This is a genomic window from Sphingomonas sp. KC8 (assembly GCF_002151445.1).
Taxonomy (GTDB): Bacteria; Pseudomonadota; Alphaproteobacteria; order Sphingomonadales; family Sphingomonadaceae; genus Sphingomonas_E.
This window is the reverse complement of record NZ_CP016306.1, coordinates 2,195,086-2,220,775: the sequence shown is the minus strand read 5'-3', so window position 1 is coordinate 2,220,775 and position 25,690 is coordinate 2,195,086. Positions and strand designations below refer to the sequence as shown.

The window sequence follows — 25,690 nt, the reverse complement described above, 5'->3', positions numbered from 1 at the left end:
GATCAGAACTGCTGGTTGACATATTGCAGCATTTCGTCGGTCGCCTTGATCATCTTGGAATTGACCTCGTAGGCGCGTTGCGTCTCGATCATGTCGACCAGTTCCTCGACGACATTGACGTTCGATGCTTCGAGCGAACCCTGGCGGATCGATCCGCGGCCATCGAGACCTGCGGTGCCGACCTGCGGCGCGCCTGAGGCCGGCGTTTCGGCAAGCAGGTTGTTGCCCAGCGATTCCAGGCCGACCGGATTGGTGAAGCGCGCGGTTTCGATGCGGCCGAGTTCCTGCAGCGCGGTCTGGCCGGGGATCTGGGCCGAAACCGTGCCGTCGGTGCCGATCGTGATCGACTGCGCCCCTTCGGGTATCTGGATCTGCGGTACCAGCGGCATCCCGTCGTCGGTGACGATCGTGCCTTCGCTCGACAGTTTGAAATCGCCCGCGCGGGTGTAGGCGGTGCGCCCGTCGGGCATTTCCACCTGAAAGAAGCCGCCCCCTTCGATCGCCATGTCGAGCGCGCCGCCCGTCGTCTGCAAGGTGCCCTGCGTGTCAATCTTGGCGGTGCCCTTCACCTGCACGCCCGATCCGAGCGACAGGCCGGTGGCATATTTATTGTCGGCCGACGAAGGTGCTCCAGGGGCGGTGAGCGCCTGATAGGCCAGCGTTTCGAAGCTGGCGCGATCGCGCTTGAACCCGGTGGTGTTCACGTTCGCGAGGTTGTTCGCGATCACCCGCATCCGCATGTTCTGGGCATCAAGCCCGGTGCGGGCGACGTGGAGGGCGGCGTTGGTCATCTGGTGCTATCCTTCTTTCGAAGATCAGTCGGGCAGGCGCATCAGATCCGCCGCCGAACTGTCGAGTTCCTTGGCGGTGGTGACGAGCTTGATCTGCATTTCCCACGAACGGCTGGCGTCGATCATATCGACCAGCGCCTGCGTGGCATTGACGTTGGAGCCTTCAAGGCTGCCGGCGGTAAGCCGCGCCACCGGATCGGACGGCAGCGTGCCGCCGCCTTCGACGCGGAACAGCCCGTCCAGCCCCTTGACGATCCGTGACCCGGTAGGGCTGGCGAGTTTCAGCCGATCGACCTGCTGCATCGGCGCGGTCGGATCCGCGCCCTGCGGCCGGATCCAGATGACGCCCTGTTCGTCGATCTTGATATCGTCCGCCGGGGGCATCGTGATCGGGCCGGTTTCGCCCAGCACCGGCACGCCATCGCCAGTGGTAAGCAGGCCACTGGCCGCGATCGTCAGATCGCCGCGCCGGGTGTAGCTTTCCTCGCCATTTTCGGCCTGGACGCCCAGCAACGCATCGCCCGAAAGCGCCACGTCGAGGCTGCGCCCCGTCTGCACGATGGCGCCGGCGCGCATATCGGCCGAGATCACCTCTTCCGAGGACGGCGCCCGACTTTCGAACCCCGCCCCACGCACCCACAACGGGCGGACCGACGCCATTTCGGCGCGGAAGCCCGTCGTGTTGGCGTTGGCCAGGTTGTTCGCGGTCGTTGCCTGACGCGCCATCGCGCCCCGCATCGCCGAAAGCGAACTGTAGATCAGCCGGTCCATGGCGTGACGCCCCTAGCCCTTAGTTGCGCAGGTTGATGATCGCCTGGGTCATCGTATTCGCGGTTTCGATGGCCTTGGCGTTCGCCTGGAAATTGCGCTGCGCGGAAATCAGCGCGACCAGTTCTTCGGTCACGTCGACGTTCGACCGTTCGAGCGCGCCCGACTGGATTGTGCCGAAACCGTAGGCCGCGGCCGTGCCGACGATCGGATCGCCCGACTTGCCGGTCACCGTCCACTTGGCGTCGCCGACCTGACGCAGGCCCGACGGGTTGGCGAAGTTGGCGAGGACGAGTTTGCCCAGCGGCTGGGTTTCGCCGTTGGAGAAGCTGGCGGTGACAAGGCCGTCCGGCGTGACGGTGACGCCATCGAGCTGGCCGGCGGCGAAACCGTCCTGATTGACCGACGAGATCGTGAAGGGCGCCTGCGCCTGCTTGGTCGACAGGCCGAAATCGATGCTCATCGACAGCGGCGCGATCGCGCCCACCGGCTGCGCATCGGCATATTGCACCGGATTGAGCGGGCCTTGAATCTGGCCGGCATCGTTGAACGTCAGCACCAGCGGCACCGGCGGTGTCGGGGTGGCCGGATCCGAACTGATTTCCTGATCGCCGACGAACAGCCGCGCTTCCCAGGTGCTGTTCGGGTTGGCCGAAGTCGGCAGCGAGGTGCGCGTGAAATAGAGCGTCGCGGGCAAGGCGTTGCCGACCGCATCATATACTGTGGTCGCCGTGCTCTGATTGTAGCTGTTCGAATCGAAGCGGCTGAACGCGTATGGCGTATCGGGCGTATAGTTGATCCGCGATGCCGGCAGATCGGCGCTGACCGGCAGCGTGACCGCCATCTTGAGCAGGCTGGTCGCCTTGGGCTGGCCCGAGGTGAGCGGCAACTGGAGGTTGCGCGTCGCATCGAGGCTGGTGGCCGTCACCGAACCGCGGCTGTCGACCGGTAGCACCTGCAGATAGGCGCCCGACGAATCCGTGACGAAACGATCGCTGTCGACCGAAAAGGTGCCGTTGCGGGTGAAGGCGACCTGGCCGCCGGTGATGCCCGAACGGGTGACGAAGAAGCCCTGGCCCGACAAGGCGAGATCAAGCGCGCGATCCGAGGTTTCGAACCCGCCCTGCGTGAACTGCTGGGTGATCGCACGCAGCCGCGTGCCCTGACCCGCGATCGATGCCGACTGGAGCGGGGCGGCCGAAATGATGTCGCCAAATTCGGCCTTGCTCTTCTTGAAGCCGGTGCTGCCGACGTTGGCGACGTTGTTCGAAACGACCGAAAGATCGGTCTGGGCCGCCTTGAGGCCGGACAGCGAGGTGTAGAAGGACATTGCGGATCTCCGTTGTCGAATGCGGAATCAGAGGAAGGATCGGGGGACGAAATCAGGCGAGGCGCTGCGCCTCTTCCGGCTTGACGATGCCGAGCGGGGTGATGAGCTGGGCGGCCCCGCCGGCAGCCGGCGACTGGACGCCGTTGATCATCGTCCAAGTGGAAACGGTGGGCTTCATCGCGCCGCTGGCGCCATAAGCGCTGACCAGCACCTTGAGCGGCCCGGTGGCGAGCGCCTTGCCGTCGGCATCCTTGGCTTCCCAATTATAGCCGACCGCGCCGGCTTTCTGGGCGCCGAGGTTGGTCGAATGGACGACCGCGCCCGACGCATCGACCAGATCGATCTGCACGTTGGTGGCGTCTTCGGGCAGATTGGCTTCGAATGCATAGCTGCCATCGGCCAGCGGCGTGGCGGTGGACGAGCCGACCAGTGCGGCCTTGCCGATCCAGGTGGCGACATTGCCGATCCGCGCGGACGCAAGATCGGTGGCCATCGTCTTCAGGCTTTTGTTGATTTCGGCGATGCCGGAAACCTGCGAGAACTGCGCCATCTGCGCGACCATCTGGGTGTTGTCGACCGGATCGAACGGATCCTGCGTCTTCAACTGCGTGGTCATCAGCGTGAGGAATGTGTTCTGGTCGAGCGTGCCGCTGGGCGGCGCCTTGCCCGTGTTGCTCCCGAGCGTGTCGAGATAACCTTGTCCGGTGATCGATGTCATTTGCCGAGCCTCAGCGTATCGAGGGTGAGGGTCTTGGCTGTCTGCAAGACCTGAACATTGTTCTGGTAGGCACGCGCCGTTTCCAGCATTTCGACCATCTCGGCCGCGCTATCGACATTGGCTTCCCACACGTCGCCATTCTTGTCGGCCAGCGGATGATCGGGTGAATGCTTCTTCACCGCCTCGTTGGTGGAGGTGAGGATCGAGCTGACCTGAACGGTGGCGACGCCGGCGCGATCGGTGACCGGCATGAACACCGGCTTCAGCGCCTTGAACGCACCTTCCTTGGTGGCGGACACGGACCCTGCATTGGCGAGGTTCGATGCCGTCGTGTTGAGGCGCACCATCTGCGCGGACATTGCGCGTCCGGCGATATCGAAAACGGAGAGCGGCCCTGCCATGCTCATTCGCCCTTGAGCGCCGTCATCAACGTATTGATGCGGCCGTTGAGGAAGGAGAGGGTGGTGCGATACTGCACCGCATTCTCGGCGAAGATCGTCTGTTCGGTCGACAGTTCGACGGTGTTGCCGTCCTGCGACGGCTGCAGCGGCACGCGATAGCCCATGGCGGATCCGGCGGCGGCATCGGCGGCCGTGCCACCCTGCGCCATATCCAGCGCCTTGGTGAAATCCATGTCGCGCGCCTTGTATCCCGGCGTCGACGCGTTCGCGATATTGGAGGCCAGGAGCGCCAGACGCTGGCTGCGTAGCGCCAGTGCGTCTCCATGCACTCCAAACACCGTATCGGACGTCAGCATCACGACTTTCCTTGCCTCGGCGGTTTCGGCCCGGCCGAACCCCGCGTCTTCACTGGGACATCGCGATTTTTTGCCAACCGAACTCCGTCGGCGCGAAATCGCTCTATAAAGCTTTTGGTCGGGCAGCCGTTCTTGGGATTGTCGAGCGGCGCCTTTCCGGGCGCGGTGAGAACAGCAAGGGCCGTGCCAGACTGGAAAAATCCGGGATTTCTGCGGACCTCTGCGAACGAGATGGGGGCATCCGGCAAACTTTTGCCGGGGGCGGCAATTTTTTGCCGCCTGACCGGCAATCCGGGAAAAACGGGGCCGGTGCGGGCGCGCGGGACCGGGACCAATGGCTTTGCTTGAGCATATCGGCCGATTTTTCGATCCGCTTTCGATCCTGATCGTTTTTGGCGGCGCATTCGCAATCGCGGTGGCGCGATCGGCCCGCGGCGATGTGGCGCGGGCCTTTGCCGCGCTCGGGCCGATGGTGCGCGGTGATCCCGAAGCGGATGCCGCCGCCGCCACCCGCGCCGCGAACGCGGTGGAAGCGGTGGCGCAGCTCAAGGGTATCGCCTGCGCGGATCGTGTTCAAACCGCAGGACGTTTTCTGCGCCGCGCCGCATTTCAGCTATCCAGCGCCAGTTCGCCCGAACGGTTTGCATTGTGGGCGCGCAGCGAACTTGCCGAACGCCGCCGGCGCCATGCAGGGGCAGCGGGATTCTGGGCGGCGTTGGCGGATGCGGCCCCGGCCATGGGCATGATCGGCACCATCGCCGGGCTGATCGGCATGTTCGCGGCGATGGACGATGCCGCCAGGATCGGCCCGCCCATGGCGCTAGCGCTGCTCACCACGCTGTATGGCATCATCCTGTCCAGCGCGATCGCCGGGCCGATCGCCGCGCGGCTGGAACGGCTGTCCGAGGCCGAAATCGCCTGGCAGCGCCGCGTGTTGGATCGGTTCGAAATGCTGGCGCACGCCGAACTGAATGGCGTGCGGCCGGCGTTGCGGGTGGTTTCGTGAAGGCCGTCCGCGCGCCGCGCTGGGCGGTGAGCTTTGCAGATTTGTGCCTGTTGTTGCTTGGCTTTTTCGTTCTGTTGCAGGCACAGAACGGGCGTCCCGAACAATTGGCGGCGGGGATGCGATCGGCCTTTGGCGATGCCGCCCAGCCGGACAGCGCGCAGCGCGACGTGCCCTTTCGGGCCGCCACATTGTTCCAACCCGGCGAAGCGGTGCTGACCCCGGCGGCGGCGAAGGCGTTGGCGGCGATCGGGGCGCGGGCCAAGGCGGAAAAGGCGTCGATCCGGATCGTCAGCGAAGGCAGTGACGGTGCCGCGCAGCGTTTCGATCGGTGGGAACTGGCGGCGGCGCGCGCGGCCGCGATCGGCCGGGCGATCCGTGCGGGCGGCGTGGACGAACGCGCCATCGACATCGCGATCCCATCAACCCTTTCTCAAAAAACCGAAAATGGACAGGTCATTCGGGTGATCCGGGTGCCGGCGGCCTAATTGGCGCGATTTTTGCTGATATCCCATCGAATGATAGGATTTGGCACCATGCAGCGCAGTTTGACCTCGATGATCGGTGGTTTCGGTTTGATCATGGCCGCGGCCGGACCAGCCGCCGCCCAGATCGGCCAGTTCCAGAATCTGGATGCGGCGGAACGGCGGCTGGTGATCGCGCTGGGCGCGGATATCGGCCAGCCGGGCGGGCCTGCGGCGCCGATCGACCGGCGGATGAAGCTGGCGGCTTGCCCCGGCACGGTGACGATTGATCCGCCCATGGCGGGGGCGGCGGTGGTGCGCTGCGCCGAAATCGGCTGGCGCATCCGCGTGCCGCTGATACCGGGTGGCGCGATGCAGCCGGCCATGGCCCAGGCAGCGGCACCGGCCCGTGCTATCCGGGCCGCACCCGTGATCCGTCGCGGCGATCCGGTGGAAATCCGCACGGCGCGTGCCGGATTCAGCGTTTCCAACCAGGTGATCGCCGAACAGGATGGCGCGCCGGGAGAGCGGATTCGCGTGCGTTCCGGCCCGAAAGCCCAGCCGATCATGGTGGAAGTCGTCGATTTTGGGGTGGTTCGTGTTCCAGGTATTTAAAGAATTCTGAATTCGGTCGTTAAAGGCCATGATATGGTCTGTTATCAGTACCCGAAGGATGGAAAGATGATCGACAGCATCGGACCGAAGGGAACAGGAAAGGTCGACACCAGCCGTGCGCACGGCGTGCAGCGTGGTGGATCGACCGGGCAGGTCGCTGCCGTCCCCGGTGTGGGCGGAAGCGATGAAGCCCCTGCGCCGGCCAATCCGGCAAAGGATATGGCAGCTGCCGGCGCGCCGGTGGATCTGGCGCGGGTTCAGGAAATCCGCGCGGCGATCGCCAATGGCGCCTATGCGCTGGAAGTGAAGGCGATCGCGGCCAAGATGATCGCGCTCGATCTGCCCCCGCGCGGATGAGCATTGCCGCTGTCGACCGTGTGACCGAGGCCGGGCGCGTGCTGGTGCGTGCGCTCGATGAAAATGACGTGACCGCGATCGAGGCCGCATCCGCCGCCTTTCGCGACGCCGTTACCGCGATCCAGACCGCTGGCGGCTGGCGCGACACCCCCGAATTGAAGGCCCGCATTGCCGATGCGATGGCGCAGGCCGAAGCGGCGCGCCTGCGCTGCGCATATTATGCCGATGCCAACCGCCGCCGCCTTGACGGGCTGGCCGCGCTGGGGGCCAATATCGCGCCCGCCATCGCATATGGCCGCAGCGGCAAGCTGTAGCCGCCGTTCGCCCGGTCGAGGCCGGGATCCCATCGCCTGATCGTCATGGTTAAAACTGGCACGATCCTTGCTTTTTTCCGTGGGCATATTCGCGGGAAACAGCATGGCGACGAACGCTTTGAACAAATCCATCTGGGCTAGCGCCGGCAAAGGCGCGATCCTGCCTTTCGCCACGCTGATGCTGGTCGGGCTGATGATCGTGCCGGTGCCATCGCTGGTGCTGGACATCGGTTTCATCGCCAACATCATGATCAGCCTGGCCGTGCTGATGGTCGCGCTGAACGCGGCCAAGCCGCTGGACTTTTCTGCTTTCCCGACGGTGCTGCTGTTCGCCACCCTGCTGCGCCTGTCGCTGAACGTCGCGTCGACCCGCGTCGTGCTGGTCGACGGGCATGAAGGGACGGACGCCGCCGGCCATGTGATCGAGGCATTCGGCCATTTCCTGATCGGTGGCGACTGGGCCGTCGGCATCTTTGTCTTCGCGATCCTGATGATCATCAATCTGGTCGTCATCACCAAGGGCGCCGGCCGCGTGTCCGAAGTGTCGGCGCGCTTCACCCTCGATGCCTTGCCCGGCAAGCAGATGGCGATCGACGCCGATCTCAATGCCGGATTGCTGACCCCGGATGAAGCCAAGGCCCGCCGCGTCGAAGTGGCGACCGAGGCCGACTTCTATGGTTCGATGGATGGTGCGTCGAAATTCGTGAAGGGGGACGCCGTTGCCGGTGTCCTGATCCTTGTCATCAACATTCTCGGCGGCCTGGTGCTGGGGGTGATGAGCCATGGCATGACGATGGCCGATGCCGCGCAGACCTATGTCATGCTCGCCATCGGCGATGCGCTGGTCGCGCAGATCCCGGCGCTTTTGCTGTCGATCGCCGCCGCCGCGATCGTCACCCGCGTGGCATCGCCATTCGATCTGTCGGGCCAGATCACCAGCCAGTTCGGATCGGCCAAGGCGTGGACGCCGGTTGCCGGCATTCTGTTCCTGCTCGGCGTGATGCCGGGGATGCCGCACATGATCATCCTGCCGGCCGCCGGCATTGCGGGGTGGATCGCCTGGCAGCTTCGCGCCAGGCCGGAGCGGGACGCCGCGCTGGCCGCCGAAGCCGAAGCCGCACTGGCCACTGTGGCGCCGGTGCCGTCGGCGATCGGCTGGGACGAAGTTTCGGACGGCGCGGTGCTGGGCCTTGAACTGGGCTACGGCCTGATTTCGATGGTCGACGAGCGCAAGGGCGCGCCGCTGATGGCGCGGATCACCGGTATCCGCCGTCAGCTGAGCCGCGAACTGGGCTTCGTCGTGCCGATGGTGCGGGTGCGCGACAATCTTGCGCTGGAACCCAATGCCTACCGCATCACCGTCGCCGGTGTGATCATGGGTGAGGATGAATGCTGGCCCGAAGATCTGCTCGCGCTGGATAGCGGGGCGCTGGAAGGCACGGTCGAAGGGCGGGGCGTGCGCGATCCGAGTTTCGGGCTGGAAGCGGTATGGATCGCACCCGACAAGCGCACCGAAGCGGTGGTCGCGGGCTACACCGTGGTCGATCCCGCAACGGTGATCGCCACCCACCTCAACCAGATCATCGCCAATGCGGCCGCCGATCTGTTTGGCATGGATGAAGCGCAGAAACTGCTCGACGCGCTGAAGGACAGCGCGCCGCAACTGGTGGCGGGCCTGACCCCGCAGCCGCTGAACCTCGCGCAGATCGCAGGGCTGAGCCGTGGCCTGCTGGCCGAAGGCGTGCCGCTGAAGGATTTCCGCCGGATCGCCGAAGCGATGGTCGAATCCGCGCGCGAGGAAAGCGATCCTTCGGCAATGCTGGAAGCGGTGCGGATGCGCATCGGCCCGATCATCATCCAGACATTGGTGCCGATCCGCATGCCTTTGCCGGTCGTCACGCTGGACGGCGGGCTGGAGGCGCTGTTGGCGCAGGCCGTGCGCGCGGGGCCGACCGCGACGCATCCGTTCGAACCTGGCCTTGCCAATCGCGTCGTCACCGCCGTCACCGAAGCGGCCCAGCCGCTGCTGGCCGAAGCGCGGCAGTTCGCGATCGTGACATCGCCGCTCGCGCGTCGTCCGCTGGCGCGGCTGCTCAAGCCGCATCTGGCCGACGTGCCGATCCTGTCCTTCCTCGAAATCCCCGATGGCAAGCCGGTCGAAGTGGTCGCCGTCGTCGGCGGTGCCACGCCGGCCGTCACCGATCGCGAGCTTGTACAATGATGATGGTCCTCAAGATCTCCGCAAGGGAGGCTGTGAATGTCCTTCGCTAATGCCGCTGCCAGTCAGACGTACCAGCGCCGCCCCACGCGGCCCCGGCCGGCCGAACTGGCGCGGGATCATATGCAGCTTGTCCGCCGCATCGCCTGGCATGTGCATGGCCGGGTATCGAATGCGATTGATGTGGAGGACCTGATCCAGATCGGGATGGTCGCGCTGGTCGAGGCGGCCAACAATTTCGAAGATCGCGGCTTCGCCTTCGCCACCTATGCGACGATGCGCATCCGCGGCGCGATGATCGATCATCTTCGTCGTCATGCCACGATCTGCCGATCGGCGATGGGCCGCCGCCGTGAAATCGGCGGCGTGCGCGCCAAACTCGAACAGACGCTGGGCCGCCCCGCGACCGAAGCCGAAATGGCCGATGCGATGGGGATGACCGCGCAAGACTATCGCGAGGCGATCGACAGCACCGAATCGGTTCGCCAGGAATCGCTGGACGAGGTTTATTCGGACCAGTCGATGTGGTTCGCCGATGTCGAAGAGCGGGTGGACCAGACGCTGGAGCGCGATGAGCTGCGCGACATGCTGGCCGGCCATATCGCCGATCTGCCGGAGCGCGAGGCGATGGTGCTGCAGCTTTATTTCGTCGAGGAAATGAACCTGGAGGAAATCGGCCTGACCTTGGGCGTGGGCGCCGCGCGCGTCTGCCAGATCAAGAAGGCCGCGCTCGATCGGTTGCGGGGGAAGCTGGCCGACTATTGTTGAGCCGTCGATCGATCCGATCGAGCTTTTCCCCAATGCTGTTGACGCGGTTGGCAAGTTCGGCCTGCCCATCACGCACGGCATCCACCCAGGCGGCCTGACTGCCCATATTCTGGTAGCGCACCAGATCCCGGCGAAAATCATCGAGCGCCGCGCGGACATCCACTGGCGTTGCCGTGGCGGTCTGGGGCGGGTTGCCATGGGCGGTAGCGACCATGACGGCCGGCCGCGCCCTGGTTGCCTGCCGGACGGTTTCTTCGAGGGCGGCGATGCGCTGGTTCGCCGCAGCCATGTTGCGGCTGGCCACGATCAGGCCGATCGTTGCCACCAGGCTGGTGAACACGGCAAGGGCGGCGATGACCAACGGGAGATTGGCACGCAGCGCGGTAAACGCTGACGCTTTTGCTGTCGCTGCCACCGGCGGGGTGGAGGGTTCGGCCGGATTTTCCGGAACGGGGGCCGCCGCATCCAGCACGTCCACATCCGCGGAGGCATCGGTCACGTCGAGCGATGCATCGGCGAAGGTGACGGCATTGTCGAAGTCATCCACGTCTGGCTGCTTGTTCATGCCCGCTGTTCCCGTCACGGCTTGCTGTTGGTCTGTTTCCATAGATTGAGGCCCCCGGCGCGTGGGGGTTGCGCCGGGGGCCTCGTCCTCACCCGTTAAGGAGGACCAGGTCCTTAGCGGAGCAAGCTCAGTACGCCCTGCGCGCTCTGGTTGGCCTGGGCGAGCATCGCGGTGGATGCCTGCGACAGGATCTGCGATTTGGCGAGGTTGGTGGTTTCTGCCGAGAAATCCGTATCCTCGATCCGCGAACGGGCGTCGGACAGGTTGGTGATGTTGGTCGACAGGTTGTTGATCGTCGAGTTCAGGCGGCTCTGCGAAGCACCGAGCGTGGCGCGGGTCGTGGCGACCTTGCCGATCGCGGTGTTGAGCGTGGTGATGTCCGCCGAGGTGCCGGTGGACACATTGACCGCGAGCGCAGCCGTATAATCGGTGCTGATGTTGGTCAGGCTGAGATCGACGGTGTCGCCCGCATTCGCGCCGACCTGGATCTTCACGACGCCAGCCGTGCCGGCCGTGCCGTCGAACAGCTTGTTGCCGTTGAATTCCGACTTGGTGAGGATGTCGCTGATCTGGGTCTGCAGTTCCTTCACTTCGACCTGCAGATTGGCCTTGTCCGACGTCGAGTAGGTGCCGCTGTTGGCCTGCACCGACAGTTCGCGGATGCGCTGCAGCATGTTGCTGACTTCATCCAGCGCGCCTTCGGCCGTCTGCGCCATCGAGATGCCGTCATTGGCGTTGCGCACTGCCTGGCCCATGCCACGGATCTGCGACGTCATGGTCGATGCAATGGCGAGGCCGGCGGCGTCGTCCTTGGCGCTGTTGATGCGCTTGCCGGTCGACAGACGTTCCATCGCGGTCTGCATCTGGGCATTGGCGATACGCGAACCATTTTGTGCACGCAGGGCGCCGGTGTTGGTGTTGATGACAGTCACGGTTGTTCCTTTCCCGCTCGATTGGCCAGGCTGTCCGACCAACGGTCCGTGGCAGCCACGATCCGGTTAACGGCGGACGGCACAGGAGGTTTAGGGAAGGGCCTGCGTAAAAATTTCACGGGGGTCGTCCGGTTGGATCAACAGCGTCCTACGCGTGTGCGCACGCATCACGCGCGGGCCTGCGTAGGCGGCGTGAGCGCGAAAACGAACGCGATCACTAAAATTAAGCGGTTGGTAACCAACAAACCATATTTCTGATCGTCATACGGAAAGAGTCGTCAGGGGGCGGCTCAACGGGGGGCGCCAGAAATGCCGATGATCGGTCTCAGCGAACGGGTGGTTGAAGCCAATCCCACGCTGGCGAACTGGCTGCAGGGCCTTGGGTATGATGCCGCGATTGTCGCGCTGGCCGAACCGCGCGAGCGTGACGAGATTCGCATCCTCGATGCCGCCGAGATCGCCGCCGCCACGCATCGCGACATACTGGTCGAATTTCTGCCCGGCGCGCCCGAATTCCATCCCGCCGCCAATGGCATGCCGGCGCGTTTGCGCTTCGGCTTCGACGACATGGCGTTTGGCAATGCGCTGGTCGCCGAACTGGCCCGGCCAGCGGGGCGGCCTGCTTGTGGCGAACCGGCCAGCGCGAAATTTCTGGCGCTGGCGACGAAGGTTGCCCGCTCCGACGCGACCGTCCTTGTGCTGGGCGAAACCGGCACGGGCAAGGAGGGCGTTGCTCGCTACATTCACGCGGTCAGCCCGCGCGCAACCAAGCCGTTCATCGCGGTCAATTGCGCAGCGCTGCCCGAAACCATGCTCGAAGCGATGTTGTTCGGGCACCAGAAAGGCAGCTTCACCGGTGCGGGCGCATCGGGCGAAGGGCTGTTCCGCGCCGCGGACGGCGGCACGCTGCTGCTGGATGAAATCGCCGAACTGCCGCTGGCGCTGCAGGCCAAGCTGCTGCGCGCGTTGCAGGAGCGCGAAGTGCTGCCCGTCGGCGCGACCAAAAGCGTGGCTGTCGACGTGCGGATCATCGCCGCCGCCAACCGTGATCTCGCCGCCGAAGTGGCGGCCGGCCGGTTCCGCGCCGATCTTTACTGGCGGTTGAATGTCATGCCGTTGGCGCTCAAACCGCTGGGGGCACGCCGTCAGGACATCCGTGCGATCGGGGCGGCCTTGCTGGTGCGGCACATGCCGGCCGGCGAAACATTTGCGTGGCCGACGGCTGCCGCGCTCGACCGGCTGATGGCGCATAGCTGGCCCGGCAATGTCCGCGAGCTGGAAAATGTCCTGCAGCGCGCGCTGCTGCTGCGCGATGGCGGTCGCATCGAAGCGCACGACCTGAGCATCGAGACCGCGATCCCGGCACCGGCGCAGCCGGCCGAACCGGCCGAATATATCGTCGTACCCGAACTTCCGGCCGAGGACGCGGCACCGCACCGGCTGGCGGATATTGCCAGGACCCTGCAGGCGCGGGCGATTGCGGATGCGCTGGCGGCGACCGGCGGGCACCGCCTGCGCGCCGCCGAACGGCTGGGGATCAGCGAACGCACCTTGCGCTATCGGCTTGCCGATATGCGTGCGGCAGCGTGAAGGGGGATAGGGCATGAGCCGTATCGACAGTTCCAGCCTGCTGCAGATGCGCAGTGCGATCCTGCAGCAAAATGCTGCACTTCAAAAAGCCGCGCAGCGCCCTGCGGAAGTGGCGCCGATTACCGCGCCGGGCGTTGGAGAGCCGCAGAAACCAGCTGATTTTACGAGTGCGTTGGGCAAGGCGCTGTCGTCCGTCAACGATCTTCAGTCGAAGGCGGGTGCGGTTTCGGAAGCCTATGAGCGCGGCGAAACGACCGACATTGCTGCGGTTATGCTGCAACGCGAGCAGGCCAGCCTCGGCTTTCAGGCCACCCTCCAGGTCCGCAACAAGCTCCTTGCTGCTTACAAGGACATCATGAGCATGCCGGTATAATCCATGGCTGATCTCGCAACCTCGCCCGACGCTGCCGTTCCCGGACGCGCCCTTGCCCTTTCTCCCGGCGGTCGCCCGCCCGTGGGCCAGATGGTCGATCGCCTGAAAGGCGTGATGGACCAGCCGGCCGTGCAGCGCAGCCTGCCGATGATCGGCCTGATCGCCATGCTCGGCCTTGCGGCGCTGGCGTGGATGGCCTTTTCGCAGGCGCCGCAGCGCGATCTGTTCCGCGGTCTCGCCGATGCCGACAAGGCCGGCGTGGCCGATGCGCTGACGTCGGCCGGGGTGGATTACAAGATCGACCGCGACACCGGCACGCTCACCGTATCCGATGCCGATTTCTATCGCGCCAAGATGCTGCTGGCGCAGCAGGGCCTGCCCAAGAGCGCGCCTGACGGCGATGCGATGATCAGTTCGCTGCCGATGGGCGCCAGCCGCGCGGTGGAGGGCGAACGGCTGCGCGGCGCGCGCGAGATGGATCTGGCCCGGACGATCGAACAGATCGATACGGTGGCGGCGGCGCGTGTGCACCTTGCGGTTGAGCAGCCCAGCGTGTTCCTGCGCGATACCAAGCAGTCCGCCGCGTCGGTGATGCTGCAATTGCAGCCCGGCCGCACGCTGGGCGACACGCAGGTCAAGGCGATCGCCCATCTTGTCGCGTCGTCGGTGCCGGGCCTCAGCCCGGACGATGTTTCGATCGTCGACCAGTCGGGCAAATTGTTGTCGGGCGCGGGCGGCGACGCCGCTACCGATGCCAGCGAACGCCAGATCGACATCCAGGCAAAGATGGAACAGCGCTATCGTGAAGCGCTGGACAAGCTGCTGATCCCGATCGTCGGCGCTGGCAATTACACCGCCGAAGTGCACGCCGATCTCGATTTCGCCGAGGTGCAGGCGACGCGCGAAAGTTATCCCAAGGACCTTGCCACCGTCCGCGCCGAACAGGGCGGATGGACCAAGGAAGGCGGCCCGCTTGGCCCGCAGGCTGTGGGCGGCGTTCCCGGCGCGATCGCGAACCAGCCCCCGCCCGCCAGCCAGGTTGCCGCAGCACCCAACGGGGCGATGACTCCGCAAAATCCGGGCGCGCCGGTGCCGGCCCCCGGCACTGCCGCCGCCGATGCGCGTACGACCGAGAATTACAACCGGACGTTCGAGCTGGGCCGTGAGGTTTCGGTGACGCGTAATCCGGTGGGCACGGTTCGCCGTCTGTCGGTTGCCGTTGCGCTGAAGGATATGGATGGCAAGGCCCGTCCGCGCGCCGAACTGACCGCGATCGAGGATCTGGTAAAGGGCGCGGTCGGGTTCGATACGGCCCGTGGCGATACGATCGCCGTCAACAGCCGCAAATTTGCGACCAGCAGCGTCGAATCGGCAGCCGGCAACTGGTGGGACGCCCCGTGGGTGGGCCTTGCCGCGCGCAATCTTTCAGCCCTGCTGATCGCCGCTTTGCTGGTGTTCGGGGTGGCGCGGCCGCTGCTTAAGCGCCGAATCGCAATGGCTGCGCAACGGGCCGAACAGACCGCCGCCAATCGCGAGGCGCAGCGTTCGCAGGTCGGCCGTGAAATTGCCGCTTCGATCGCCAATGAAAGCCGGATCGATCCGACCCGGCCGGTGACGCTCGACATGATCGAGGCGACGCCGGGCTACGCCGATCGCGCCGAACTGATCCGCAGCTTCGTGCGCCAGGATCCGTCGCGCGCGGCGCTGGTGGTGCGCGATCTGATCCGTGCTGAACATCCTGCAGGAGACGCCCGCAATGGCTGAGGCCGACACCCTTTCGCCGCCGACCGATGAACGCATGCCAGCCGGTTGCGAGGCCGCCGCGATCCTGCTGATGCTGTTGTCGGAAGAAGAGGCCGCCGATGTGCTCGGCCGGCTCGATCCCGATGAAGTGCAGTTGCTGGGCGGTGCGATGTTCGGCGTCGCCGATGTGACCGAGCGGCAGGTGAACGGCGTGCTGGATCTGTTCGTCGGCAGCGCCCGCGCGCGCACCACCATCGGCTTTGGCGCCGACCGTCATATTCGCGGGATGATGGAACGCGCACTGGGCAATGATCGCGCCGACAATATCATGGCACGGATCACGCCGCCGACGCGGACCAACACGCTGGATGCGCTGAAATGGATGGACCCGCGGACGATCGCCACGCTGATCGAAAACGAACATCCGCAGATTGCGGCTTTGGTGCTGGCGCATCTCGACCCGCCGATCGCAGCCGATGTGCTGCAACTGGTGGATGAAGACGCGCAGACCGACATCATCTATCGCATCGCCAAGCTGGGACCGGTGACATCCGAAGCGCTGGAGGATCTGGAGCGCGTCTTGCTCCGCCAGCTCGGCAACACGATGCGCGGTGGCACCACGTCGCGCCGGGGTGGGGCGAGCGAGGCGGCGAAGATCGTCAACAGCACGCGCACCAGCGCCGAACAGCGGATCATCCGTTCGCTCAACAAGCTTGATAAGACGCTGGCGCGGACGATCGAGGACGAGATGTTCGTGTTCGATAACCTCAATGCGCTCGACGACAAGAATATGGGCACGCTGCTGCGTGCCGTGGACAATGCGATCCTGGTCGTCGCGCTGAAGGGCGCGGACGAACGGCTACGTGCCAAGATGCTCGGCTGCATGTCGAGCCGCGCGGCGCAGTCGATCATGGACGAAATGCTGGAGCGCGGGCCGATGCGCCTGGCCGAAGTGCAGGACGCGCAAAAGGAGATGCTCGCCATCGCCCGTCAGCTCGCCAATGCCGGCACCATCAACCTTGGCGGCAAGGGCGACGATTATGTCTGATATGTGGAATGCCGCCACCGGCATCGCGGCCGCGCGCCTTGGCGATTTCGTCCGCGAACCCGATGCGACGCGTTTTACGCCATGGGGTTCGGCGCCCGCGCGCAAGGCGGCGCCAAGCGCGCGGACGGTGGACGAGCCGGTGGCGGATGTGGCCGCCCTGGAGGCCGATGCCTTTGCCGCGGGCTTTGCCGAAGGCCGCCACACGGTGGAAATGGAGGTCGCCGCCGAACGCGACGCGCTGTTGCGGCTAGCCGAAATGCTGGATGCGCTGCGCCCCGAACCGCACCATGAACTGGGGCTGTTGCTGGCCGAAACGGTGGAACGGCTGGTCCGCCAGATTGTCGGCGAAGTGACGCTCGACAAGGATATCATCCTGAGCCGCGCGCATGCGGCGGCGGAACTGATCGCAGAGGAATCGACACCCGCGCGGATGCGCCTGTCGCCGGAGGACCATGTTCGCCTGATCGGCGCTGACCTGCCGGTCGAAATGGTGGCGGATGCGGCGCTGGTGCCCGGCATGGTGCTGGTCGAAACCGGCGAAGGCTGGATCGAGGATGGCCCCGAAGTCGGCCTCGAAAAGCTGCGTATCGCGCTCGACAAGATGGGCGTGCCCCGGTGATCGCGCCGGGCATCCCTGCTTCAGGCGGGACCGGCGCGCTGGCCGGCCATGCGGCATCGCTGCTCGACGGGATCGACATTGCCCATATGGGGCCGCGCCGGATCGGCCGGCTTGCGGCCTATGACGGGCTGATGCTGGAGGCGACCGGTTTCCACCAGCCGATCGGATCGGGCGCGCGGGTGATCGACGCCGACGGCAATGTCTGCCGTGCCGAAGTCGTCGGTTTTCGCGGCAACCGCACCTTGATGATGGCGCTCGATAGCGATGCGCCGCACATCACCGGCGCGCGGGTCGAACCGGACAATAAGGGCGGATCGGTCGCAGTGGGCGTCGAACTGCTCGGTCGTGTCGTCGATGCGCTGGGCGAACCGCTGGACGGCCTTGGCCCGATCACCGCCAGCCACCGCTGGCCGCTGGCGGGCCGGCTGGGCAACCCGCTCAATCGGGCGCGGGTGACCGAACCGTTCGACATGGGCGTGCGCGCGATCAACGGGTTGCTGACCGCCGGCGTCGGCCAGCGAATCGCGATCGCGGCGGGTTCCGGTGTCGGCAAATCGGTGCTGATGGGGCAGATGATCGCCGGCGCGGAATGCGATGTGATCGTCGTCGGCCTGGTTGGCGAACGCAGCCGTGAAGTTTCCGATTTTCTGGCGACCAAGCTGCCGGGCGCGGTCCGGCAGAAGAGCGTCGTCGTGGCGGTTCCGGCCGATCACCCGCCGCTGCTGCGTCTGCGCGCGGCGATGCGGGCGACCGCGATTGCCGAATTTTTCCGCGAGGCTGGCTTGCGCGTTCTTCTGCTGGTCGACAGCCTGACCCGCGTTGCCCATGCGCAGCGCGAAATCGGGCTTTCGCTGGGCGAACCGCCGACGATGAAGGGCTATCCGCCGTCCGCGCTGGGGCTGATCCCGCGCCTGATCGAACGGGCAGGGGCGGATGCGCGCACCGGCGGATCGATCACCGCGATCTACACCGTGCTGGCCGATGGCGACGACACCGATGATCCGATCGTCGATACCGCGCGCGCGATCGTCGACGGGCACATCATCCTGTCGCGCAGCCTGGCCGAACAGGGCGTGTTTCCGGCGATCGACGTCGGAAAGTCGTTGAGCCGGGTCATGGCCGATGTCGTCGATCCGGAACATCAGCGCGCGGCTGCGAATTTGCGTCGCCTGTGGGCGGTATATGAAGAAAATCGCGATCTGATCCTGATGGGTGCGTATCGCGAAGGCAGCGACGCCCAGATCGACGAGGCGATTGCGCGCCACGCCGATATCCATGGCTTCATTGCGCAGGGGCAGAAGGAGCGCGTCGATCTTGATCGGTCGGCTGCCATGCTCGCTGCAGGGTTCGGCTTGTGAAGGCGCTGGTCAAGCGGCGCGAGCGGATCGTGCGCGTGCGTCGCGTGCAGCATCTGCAGGCGCAGGCGGTGGTGGCGCAGGCCGAGGGACGGCTGGCGTCGCTGGAAACCAGTTCGGATCGGTTGCAATTGCTGCGCGAAAGCCTGGCGGTGGCCCCCGGCGGGTTGAGCGGCGCCGCGTTCGTCAACGCCGCCGAAATGGCGATGCGGCTGGAAAGCGCGCGCGCGGGCCTGACCGATGCGATCGTCGGTGCGCGCGCGGCGGTCGACAAATCCGCAGCGCTGCGGCTGGAAGCGCGCATCCGTCAGGAAAGTGCCGAACGGCTGGGCGAAAAGGCCGCCCGTGCACTGGAAGCCTATCGCGAACGCCGCGCACCCGGCGCCGTACGCCGCCGTACGCTGGGCAGTGAAGGGAAAACGGCATGATCGGGAGTGCGGCCAACAGCGGACAGGCGATGCTCGCCAGTTTGCGCGGAGGCGTGTCCCCGAAAGCTGCGGGAGATGTAGCCACCGCAGCGTTTGATGCGGTGGTGGCGGGCCTTGGCGCCGCACCCGGCAAAGGCCATCCCGCCAAGGATGCCGCCGAGGGTGAAATCATGTCGCCATCGCCGCCTGCATCCCCGGCTATCCCGGCGATGATGCCATTGGCGGAGGGCGCGGTTGATCCGGTGGCGACCGCAGCGGTGATGCAGGAACTGGTGGTTCCGTCGCCAGCGGTGCTTGCGGCACCTGCCGCAGCGACATCAGTTCCATCGGCGCCGGTGTTAACGCCGGTGCCCGCGGTTGATCTGCCTGCTGGCGCGCCCGCCCTATCCACTACCGAACCGACGGACGGCGCGCCCGATATCGTGGTCGCGGGTCCGATTCCTGCGCTACCGCCCGAAAAACCGGTTTCGCCGTCCACACAACCGTCTGTGACGGGTGGGATGGCGCCTTCCCTGATCGCCGATCAATCGGCCGAACCGGAACAGGGGACAGCCGATGCTGACAACGCCCATATCGGCGGCAGCGCTGATGGCGGTGAGGATGACGGGGCCGAAAGGCGAGGCACCGACCCGGCACCGGCGATTGCGCCGGCAATCATTCCAGCGTCGTGGCTGGCGCCGCTTGTGCGCATCGCGCCCCAGCATAAGACGACGGATAGCGCATCGGCCGATCCGCCGCCGCAGGTGCCCAATGGCGCGATTGCGACACCCGCGACGATGCCTGTGGCGACGTCCCCGGCTGTCCCGCCGCTTGTGGCCATGCCTGCGTTGCCGGATCCGGCAGGTGCAGCAGAACCATCGCCGTCCGCGCCCTCCTTCGTCGTCAGGGATTTGTTCGCGGTGTCGGCCGATGCGCTGCCGAATGTGGCGACGGCGCCGGTTGAGACCAGCGATGGCGGGGCCGATCCGATCATGGTGGCTACGCCGCTACCGGCGCGCTTTACCCCGCTCGCTACATCGTCCACGCCGATATTCACGCCGCTGGCGGCGATGGCGGATGGCGCACCGGCGGCCGTGGTGGCGTCGGGTGATAGCGTGGTGCGCGGCGACGATCCCGCTCCCGTGCCGGCCGCCGCACCAGCCGATCGGGTTGCGGATATCAGCGCGCCGCTTGCGCCTGCGCCGTTGCCGACAGCGCAGGCAGGCAGCACGCAGCCGGCAGCCGCCACCATCGCCGGCGCGGACGTGGCGCAACTGGTGGCGGGCCATCAGCTTGATCTCGCCCGCGACAGCGCCTGGCTCGATCAGCTCGCGCGCGATATCGTGGCTGCGGGCGCGCAGGACACGAAGCTCAGCTTCAAGCTCAATCCCGAACATCTCGGCTCGCTCCATGTCGAAGTGATGCGTGGTGATGACGGCGCATCGGTGCGCCTAACGACGGACAATGAAGGCGCGCGCGCAGCGCTGGCCGACGCGCAGGGCCGGCTGGTGGCCGAGGCCCGCGCGCACGGCATGAAGATTGCGGAAACGCATGTCGATCTCAGCCAGCAGGGCGGTGGCCAGGGCCAGCGCGGCTGGGGCGATGGCCAGTCCGGCCAATCCCATCCGGACGCACAGCCGGCGCGCGTAAACGCGCCGGTAACCATGATCGCGCTAGATGATGAACCGGCCGATACGCGCGGCGGCCCCCGCGAACGATATGCATGACGGGAATTGAAACGTGAGTGATGACAACAAGCAGACGCCGAAGAAGAAGGGCAAGCTGAAGACGATACTGCTGATCGCGGTCGGCGGGATCGCGCTGATCGGCGGTGGTGTCGGTGCGGGGCTGTACGCGGCCGGTGCCGGGTTGGCCGGTGGCCACAAAGCCGAACCGGAAGATCCGACCAAGCCCAAGCTGGTGCCGAAAGAAGGCGCATCGGCAAGCGGCCATGCCGCCGACAAGAAGGAACGCCCGATCGAGGACGCGATCGACCCCGGCAAATATAAGGCGACCTATTACGACCTGGCCCAGAATTTCACGTCGAACCTGCGCGATTCGGATGGCTTCATGCAGGTGTCGGTCGGTGTATCCACTTATTACGACCAGCGCGTGCTGGATCGGGTGAAGGAGCATGAAATGGCAATCCGTTCGGCCGTGCTGATGACGCTGGCCGATCAGGATTCATTTGTGATCTCGACGCCAGCCGGCAAGAAGGAGCTTCAAAAATCGCTGAAGAAAGCGATAAACGATGTTCTGATCCAGAAAGAGGGCTTTGGCGGCGTGGACGACGTGTATTTCACCAACTTCATCATTCAGTGACGTCATGACGCAAGACCCCCGGTCCGCGGACAATGCCCTGCTTGGCGACGAAGCCCTCGGCGCGCTGATGGCGGAGCTGACGGACGTGGACGGCAATGGGGGCGCGGCTGGCGCCGGCGGGCCGACGGTCCGGCCTTTCACCTTCGGGCAGGACAGCTATCCGTCGGCTGATCGCCTGTCGGGCCTGGAACGGATGGCCGAACGGCTATCGCGCCATCTGCGCTCCGTGGTCGAGCCATTCGCGCGCAGCAAGGTGCAGGTGACGGCCGAACACCACCAGATGATGCGGTTCGACCGGTGGCGCGCCGATCTGCCCAGTTTCACCAGCATCAGCCTGTATCGCCTGCGCCCGCTGAAAGGTGGGATGCTGGTGGTGGTCGAACCGGAATTCGTGACGTCGATGGTCGACGCCTTTTACGGTGGCAGTGGCGCCGCGGTGAAGCAGCGCGGCCGGGAGTTCACACCGACCGAGGAACGGTTGCTCGGCCGCCTGACCGATGGCGTGGTCGAAGGTGTCGTCAATGTCTGGGCCGACGTGGCGACGTTCAGCCCGTCCTTCGTATCGCGTGAAACCAACGCGGCCTATGCCAGCTTGGTACGCCAGGACGAACCGGTCGTTTTGCAGCGATTCGTGATCACGCCGGGCACCGGGCGTTCTTCGATCCTGTCGATCATCTATCCGTTGGCGGCGCTCAGGCCCTATGAAGCGCAGCTTGCCGCCAAGGTGCATACCGATCACGGCCCGGTTGACGGTGAATGGAAGGCGCGGATGGTGGCGGCACTGAACCATGTCCGCCTGCCCGTGCGCAGCGTGCTGGCGCGCCCGGAACTGACGGTCGCGCAATTGATGGAACTGAAGGTGGGTGATGTCATCCCGATCACGCTGGTGCCCAAGGTGCCCCTGATTGTCGCCAACAAACGACTGGCTTATGGGACGATCGGGGAACAAGAGGGGCGGGCCGCACTGATGGTCGAACAGGTTGAGCAAGGATGACGAAATGAGCGACATGACCGATGTTCCGGCGGTCGCCGCCGATGCGCAATCCGGCCGCAACATGCGGATGCTGGCGGATATTCCGCTGCGGCTTTCGGTTGAAGTGGGATCGACTTCGCTCAAGCTCAGCGAATTGCTCGATCTGGCCGAAGGCAGCGTGGTCGAACTCGATCGCCAAGCCAATGAGCTGCTCGATATCCTTGTCAACGGTACGCTGATCGCCAAGGGCGAGGTGGTGACGGTGAACGGCCGGTTCGGTATCCGCATCGTTGATGTGGTGGCGACCGACGCGCGCCTCGCGGGGCTAGAACGCCGGGCATGATGACCGCTTACATATTGCGCCTCCTGATCCTGCTGCCGCTGGTGGCGGGGATGGCATTCGGCGCGCTCTGGCTGTGGCGGCGTGTGCAGCCGGGCATGAGCTTCGGTCCGCGCGATCGTGCGGTGAAGGTGGTGGATGCGGTGCCGATGGGCGCGATGGGCCGGCTGGCCGTCGTCGAATTTTCGGGCAAGCGCTATCTGGTCGGCGTGTCGCGTGGCCGCATGGACCTGATCGCCGAAGGGGATATCCCCGAAGGGGCCGGCGATGGGCCGCGCTGAGGCGCGGGTCGTTCGGCCGTGGGGCCTGCGCCTGCTGAGCGGGCTGGCCGTCGGCGGATTGCTGTTGCTGCTGGCCCATCCGGCCTTCGCGCAAACGGTGCCCACGCCGGGCGGACCGGGGGCGCTGGATCGGGCGATGAACACGATTTCGGGCGACGGCCGCCCGCTGTCGCTGTCGCTCCAGATTCTTGTCCTGATGAGCCTGCTGACGGTGCTGCCGTCGCTGGTGCTGATGATGACAAGCTTCACGCGGATCATCATCGTATTGTCGATCCTGCGGCAGGCGCTGGGGCTGCAGCAGACGCCGCCCAATCAGGTGCTGGTCGGCCTGGCCCTGTTCCTGTCGCTGTTCGTGATGCGGCCGGTGATCGAACAGATCAACACCAACGCTTATACGCCTTATGGCGCCGGACAGATCGGTATCGAGGATGCGATCCAGCGTTCGGGCACTGCGCTCCATGGTTTCATGGTCAAGCAGACCCGGCAGACAGATCTGAAGCTGTTCGCCGACATGGCCAAGATGCCGCCTTTCGCCAAGGCGACCGACATTCCCTTTTCGATCCTGCTGCCGGCATTCGTGACGAGCGAATTGAAGACCGCGTTCCAGATCGGCTTCCTCATCTTCCTGCCATTCCTGATCATCGATCTGGTGGTGGCGTCGACCTTGATGGCGCTGGGTATGATGATGCTGTCGCCATCGATCGTGTCGATGCCGTTCAAGCTGCTGCTGTTCGTGATGGTCGATGGCTGGGCGCTGACGATGGGATCGCTTGCCGGATCGTTCGTCACATGATGGCCGACCCCGATTATTTCGTCGGCGTGGCGCAGCAGGCCTTGTGGGTGCTGGCTCTGGCTTCCGCGCCGATCCTGATCCCGGCACTGGCCGCCGGCCTGATCCTCGGTATGATCCAGGCCGCGACATCGATCAACGAACAGACGCTGAGTTTCGTGCCCAAGCTGATCATCGTCGGCATCGCGCTGGCCATTTTCGGCGGAGCGATCCTGTTGCTGGTCGCGGATTTCGCCCGCGACATGTTCGCGCGTATCCCGGATCTGATGCGATGATGCCCGCCGGCTTTGCCGGGGTCGAGGCGCAGTTGTGGCTGTGGATGCTGGCGATGATCCGGCCGGGGGCCGCGTTTCTGGCAGCCCCGGTGTTCGGCAGTCCGCAGGTGCCCGTCCAGCTTCGCCTGATCGTGGCGCTGGCGGTGGGCATTCCGGCGACGGCGGCGGTGCCGTTCACCTTGCCCGACGCGGGCATCGCATCGATCGAAGGGTTCTCGCTGGTGCTGAGCGAGGTGCTGGTCGGCCTCGCCATGGGCTTTGCCGTGCAGATCGGCTTTTCCGCCGCCTTGCTCGCCGGGGAAACGATCAGCAATGCGATGGGCCTCGGCTTTTCCAGCATGATCGATCCGCAATCGGGCCAGGCCAGCCCGGCGATCGGGCAGTTCCTGTCGATTCTCGGCACTTTTCTGTTCCTGGCGATCGGCGGGCACCTCGCGCTCGCGGCTCTGGTGTTCCAAAGCTACGTCGCGCTGCCGCCGGGGCAGGCATGGCTGGGCGCCGGCAGTATCAAGGGGCTGGTGGATTTTGGCGGCATCGTCTTTGCGGCGGGTGTGGTGATCGCGCTACCTGTCGCGTTCGGGATCATTCTGGTTCAGGTGGTGATGGGGATGCTGTCGCGTTCGGCCCCGGCGATGAACCTGTTTTCGGTCGGCCTGCCTGCCGCCTTGCTGGCCGGGATCGTCCTGATGGCGATTGCCGCGCCGGTGATGGCGGATGCCATTCTCGGCGCGATCCAGCGCGGGCTGGAAATGGCCGCGCAACTGGCGCAGGGCGCCTAGATAACCGTTCGTTAACCCTGTTGCCGCACTGATGTTGCTCCACCTTTGGAGGGACATTTGTCCGAAGAGGCCGACAAGGACCAGAAGACCGAAGCCCCGACCGAGAAGCGCAAGCGCGAGGCGGTCGAGAAGGGGGACGTTCTTCAATCCCGCGAACTGGGCACCGCGCTTGTCGTGCTGGCCGGGGCGGCATGGCTGGCGCTGGCTGGGCCGTGGATGGTCGGCGCGTTGGAAGAGATGCTGCGTGCCTCGCTGACCTTCGACAGTTCCGCCGTGACCGATTTCAATCCGCTGGGTGCCGCGGTGGTGATGCTTGGCTTCATCGCGGTGCCGCTGGTCGTGCTGTTCGGCCTGACCATGCTGGCCGCGATCGGCACGCCGGCAGCTCTCGGCTCGCTTGGCTTCCGCTGGGGGGCGGTCGCGTTCAAGGGCAACAAGCTCAATCCGTTGAGCGGCATCAAGCGCATTTTCGGCATGCAGGGGCTGATCGAACTGGGCAAGTCGCTGGCCAAGGTGCTGGTGCTGGGCGCGGTCGGCTGGTGGCTACTCGCGGATCAGGCAGCGATGATCGGGGGGCTGGCGTCGCAGGATATCCGCCAGGCGATCATCGATCTGGGGGCCAGTTTCGTGTTTGCGGTGATGGTGATGGCGCTGGCGCTGGTCGCGATCGCGGCGATCGATATTCCAGCCCAAATCTTCCAGCGCGGCGGCCGCCTGCGGATGACGAAGGACGAGGTGAAGCGCGAGCATAAGGAAAATGAAGGATCGCCCGAACTGAAGCAGGCACAACGCCGTCGTCAGCATGAAATGAGCATGTCGGGCCGCAAGGCCGTGGCCGAGGCGACGGTGATCCTGACCAACCCGACCCATTTTGCGGTCGCGCTACGCTATCGCCCCGGCTTCGATACCGCGCCCGTGCTGGTGGCGCGCGGGCGTGGCGCGACGGCGGACGCGATCCGCGAACTGGCGCGCGAACATGCCGTGCCGATGCTCAGTTACCCGCAACTGGCGCGTGCGATCTACTATACCACACGCACCAACCAGATGATCCGCGATGATCTGTATCTGGCCGTCGCGACGATCATCGCGTTCGTGTTCAACATCGATCGGGCGATGGCCGAAGGGATCGCCCAGCCCGAAATCGCCGTGCCGGAAGGCGCCCGCTTCGATGAAGAAGGGCGCCCCACAGCTTAGC

At 65.5% G+C, this 25,690-nt stretch carries 31 protein-coding genes; 23 read left to right on the top strand and 8 right to left on the bottom strand.

Annotation, left to right across the window (positions count from 1 at the left end; translation table 11 throughout):
- Positions 1–2: 2 nt before the first annotated feature.
- From flgG to flgB, 6 genes are read right to left on the bottom strand one after another with little or no spacing between them, the layout of a single operon-like run.
- A complete protein-coding gene (gene flgG, locus KC8_RS10525) occupies positions 3–791 on the bottom strand; it encodes a flagellar basal-body rod protein FlgG (RefSeq protein WP_010126084.1) in 789 nt (262 codons plus the stop codon).
- 24 nt (positions 792–815) lie between these two features.
- Positions 816–1,562: a flagellar basal body rod protein FlgF gene (locus KC8_RS10520; RefSeq protein ID WP_010126083.1), complete on the bottom strand. Its 747-nt coding sequence runs from the start codon at positions 1,560–1,562 to the stop codon at positions 816–818.
- Positions 1,563–1,581: 19 nt separating this feature from the next.
- Positions 1,582–2,889: a flagellar hook protein FlgE gene (locus tag KC8_RS10515; RefSeq protein WP_010126081.1), complete on the bottom strand. Its 1,308-nt coding sequence runs from the start codon at positions 2,887–2,889 to the stop codon at positions 1,582–1,584.
- A gap of 52 nt (positions 2,890–2,941) precedes the next feature.
- The gene (locus KC8_RS10510) at positions 2,942–3,607 is read right to left on the bottom strand and encodes a flagellar hook assembly protein FlgD (protein ID WP_010126080.1); all 666 of its coding nucleotides are present in this window, start codon (positions 3,605–3,607) and stop codon (positions 2,942–2,944) included.
- Positions 3,604–4,014: a flagellar basal body rod protein FlgC gene (gene flgC / locus KC8_RS10505; RefSeq protein WP_010126079.1), complete on the bottom strand. Its 411-nt coding sequence runs from the start codon at positions 4,012–4,014 to the stop codon at positions 3,604–3,606. The genes KC8_RS10510 and flgC overlap by 4 nt, the downstream gene beginning before the upstream one ends.
- Positions 4,011–4,364, bottom strand: a complete 354-nt coding sequence (gene flgB, locus KC8_RS10500) for a flagellar basal body rod protein FlgB (protein ID WP_010126078.1) — start codon at positions 4,362–4,364, stop codon at positions 4,011–4,013. The genes flgC and flgB overlap by 4 nt, the downstream gene beginning before the upstream one ends.
- Before the next feature lie 334 nt (positions 4,365–4,698).
- On the opposite strand from flgB, the gene KC8_RS10495 reads away from it, so the two are divergent.
- From KC8_RS10495 to KC8_RS10465, 7 genes are all read left to right on the top strand, one after another.
- Complete coding sequence (locus tag KC8_RS10495) at positions 4,699–5,370, top strand: MotA/TolQ/ExbB proton channel family protein (RefSeq protein ID WP_037496386.1); 672 nt, start codon at positions 4,699–4,701, stop codon at positions 5,368–5,370.
- The gene (locus KC8_RS10490) at positions 5,367–5,855 is read left to right on the top strand and encodes an OmpA family protein (RefSeq protein ID WP_010126075.1); all 489 of its coding nucleotides are present in this window, start codon (positions 5,367–5,369) and stop codon (positions 5,853–5,855) included. Before KC8_RS10495 ends, KC8_RS10490 begins: the two co-directional genes overlap by 4 nt.
- Before the next feature lie 48 nt (positions 5,856–5,903).
- Positions 5,904–6,446 carry a flagella basal body P-ring formation protein FlgA gene (locus KC8_RS10485; protein WP_010126074.1) on the top strand — a complete coding sequence of 181 codons (543 nt, stop codon included), beginning with the start codon at positions 5,904–5,906 and terminating at the stop codon, positions 6,444–6,446.
- Between the two features lie 66 nt (positions 6,447–6,512).
- Positions 6,513–6,803 carry a flagellar biosynthesis anti-sigma factor FlgM gene (flgM, locus tag KC8_RS10480; protein ID WP_010126073.1) on the top strand — a complete coding sequence of 97 codons (291 nt, stop codon included), beginning with the start codon at positions 6,513–6,515 and terminating at the stop codon, positions 6,801–6,803.
- A complete protein-coding gene (locus KC8_RS10475; RefSeq protein WP_010126072.1) occupies positions 6,800–7,117 on the top strand; it encodes a hypothetical protein in 318 nt (105 codons plus the stop codon). Before flgM ends, KC8_RS10475 begins: the two co-directional genes overlap by 4 nt.
- 103 nt (positions 7,118–7,220) lie before the next feature.
- A complete protein-coding gene (flhA, locus tag KC8_RS10470) occupies positions 7,221–9,338 on the top strand; it encodes a flagellar biosynthesis protein FlhA (RefSeq protein ID WP_029624612.1) in 2,118 nt (705 codons plus the stop codon).
- 36 nt (positions 9,339–9,374) lie between these two features.
- On the top strand, positions 9,375–10,103 hold the full coding sequence (locus KC8_RS10465; protein ID WP_010126069.1) for a FliA/WhiG family RNA polymerase sigma factor: 729 nt from the start codon (positions 9,375–9,377) through the stop codon (positions 10,101–10,103).
- Here the strand turns inward: KC8_RS10465 and KC8_RS10460 are convergent.
- Both KC8_RS10460 and KC8_RS10455 read right to left on the bottom strand, forming a co-directional pair.
- Complete coding sequence (locus tag KC8_RS10460; protein WP_010126068.1) at positions 10,051–10,668, bottom strand: hypothetical protein; 618 nt, start codon at positions 10,666–10,668, stop codon at positions 10,051–10,053. The genes KC8_RS10465 and KC8_RS10460 overlap by 53 nt on opposite strands.
- 113 nt (positions 10,669–10,781) lie before the next feature.
- Positions 10,782–11,600 (bottom strand): flagellin N-terminal helical domain-containing protein, encoded by an 819-nt coding sequence (locus KC8_RS10455; RefSeq protein ID WP_010126067.1) that lies wholly within the window; start codon positions 11,598–11,600, stop codon positions 10,782–10,784.
- Positions 11,601–11,909: 309 nt separating this feature from the next.
- Between KC8_RS10455 and KC8_RS10450 the strand changes: the two genes are divergently transcribed.
- The 16 genes from KC8_RS10450 (at position 11,910) to flhB (ending at position 25,689) form a co-directional block, all read left to right on the top strand.
- On the top strand, positions 11,910–13,190 hold the full coding sequence (locus tag KC8_RS10450; protein ID WP_029624611.1) for a sigma-54 interaction domain-containing protein: 1,281 nt from the start codon (positions 11,910–11,912) through the stop codon (positions 13,188–13,190).
- A gap of 13 nt (positions 13,191–13,203) precedes the next feature.
- Complete coding sequence (gene fliE, locus KC8_RS10445; protein WP_010126065.1) at positions 13,204–13,563, top strand: flagellar hook-basal body complex protein FliE; 360 nt, start codon at positions 13,204–13,206, stop codon at positions 13,561–13,563.
- Positions 13,564–13,566: 3 nt separating this feature from the next.
- The gene (gene fliF / locus KC8_RS10440) at positions 13,567–15,327 is read left to right on the top strand and encodes a flagellar basal-body MS-ring/collar protein FliF (RefSeq protein ID WP_010126063.1); all 1,761 of its coding nucleotides are present in this window, start codon (positions 13,567–13,569) and stop codon (positions 15,325–15,327) included.
- The gene (gene fliG / locus KC8_RS10435) at positions 15,320–16,354 is read left to right on the top strand and encodes a flagellar motor switch protein FliG (protein ID WP_010126062.1); all 1,035 of its coding nucleotides are present in this window, start codon (positions 15,320–15,322) and stop codon (positions 16,352–16,354) included. The genes fliF and fliG overlap by 8 nt, the downstream gene beginning before the upstream one ends.
- Entirely contained in the window at positions 16,347–16,973 is a 627-nt protein-coding gene (locus KC8_RS10430) for a FliH/SctL family protein (RefSeq protein WP_029624609.1), read from the top strand. Before fliG ends, KC8_RS10430 begins: the two co-directional genes overlap by 8 nt.
- 86 nt (positions 16,974–17,059) lie before the next feature.
- A complete protein-coding gene (locus KC8_RS10425) occupies positions 17,060–18,331 on the top strand; it encodes a FliI/YscN family ATPase (RefSeq protein ID WP_050805429.1) in 1,272 nt (423 codons plus the stop codon).
- Positions 18,328–18,756, top strand: coding sequence for a hypothetical protein (locus tag KC8_RS10420; RefSeq protein WP_010126059.1), 429 nt, complete (start codon positions 18,328–18,330; stop codon positions 18,754–18,756). The genes KC8_RS10425 and KC8_RS10420 overlap by 4 nt, the downstream gene beginning before the upstream one ends.
- Positions 18,753–20,462 (top strand): flagellar hook-length control protein FliK, encoded by a 1,710-nt coding sequence (locus KC8_RS10415; protein WP_010126058.1) that lies wholly within the window; start codon positions 18,753–18,755, stop codon positions 20,460–20,462. The genes KC8_RS10420 and KC8_RS10415 overlap by 4 nt, the downstream gene beginning before the upstream one ends.
- Before the next feature lie 13 nt (positions 20,463–20,475).
- On the top strand, positions 20,476–21,057 hold the full coding sequence (locus tag KC8_RS10410; RefSeq protein WP_010126057.1) for a flagellar basal body-associated FliL family protein: 582 nt from the start codon (positions 20,476–20,478) through the stop codon (positions 21,055–21,057).
- Between the two features lie 4 nt (positions 21,058–21,061).
- Complete coding sequence (locus tag KC8_RS10405) at positions 21,062–22,051, top strand: flagellar motor switch protein FliM (protein ID WP_010126056.1); 990 nt, start codon at positions 21,062–21,064, stop codon at positions 22,049–22,051.
- A 4-nt stretch (positions 22,052–22,055) separates the two neighbouring features.
- Positions 22,056–22,373: a flagellar motor switch protein FliN gene (gene fliN, locus KC8_RS10400; protein WP_029624606.1), complete on the top strand. Its 318-nt coding sequence runs from the start codon at positions 22,056–22,058 to the stop codon at positions 22,371–22,373.
- Complete coding sequence (locus KC8_RS10395) at positions 22,370–22,651, top strand: flagellar biosynthetic protein FliO (protein WP_010126054.1); 282 nt, start codon at positions 22,370–22,372, stop codon at positions 22,649–22,651. Before fliN ends, KC8_RS10395 begins: the two co-directional genes overlap by 4 nt.
- Positions 22,638–23,444: a flagellar type III secretion system pore protein FliP gene (gene fliP / locus KC8_RS10390; protein WP_010126053.1), complete on the top strand. Its 807-nt coding sequence runs from the start codon at positions 22,638–22,640 to the stop codon at positions 23,442–23,444. The genes KC8_RS10395 and fliP overlap by 14 nt, the downstream gene beginning before the upstream one ends.
- Positions 23,444–23,716: a flagellar biosynthesis protein FliQ gene (gene fliQ / locus KC8_RS10385; protein WP_010126051.1), complete on the top strand. Its 273-nt coding sequence runs from the start codon at positions 23,444–23,446 to the stop codon at positions 23,714–23,716. The genes fliP and fliQ overlap by 1 nt, the downstream gene beginning before the upstream one ends.
- Positions 23,713–24,495, top strand: a complete 783-nt coding sequence (gene fliR, locus KC8_RS10380) for a flagellar biosynthetic protein FliR (protein ID WP_010126050.1) — start codon at positions 23,713–23,715, stop codon at positions 24,493–24,495. Before fliQ ends, fliR begins: the two co-directional genes overlap by 4 nt.
- Positions 24,496–24,552: 57 nt before the next feature.
- Positions 24,553–25,689, top strand: coding sequence for a flagellar type III secretion system protein FlhB (gene flhB, locus KC8_RS10375; protein ID WP_010126049.1), 1,137 nt, complete (start codon positions 24,553–24,555; stop codon positions 25,687–25,689).
- The last annotated feature ends 1 nt before the right edge of the window (position 25,690 follow it).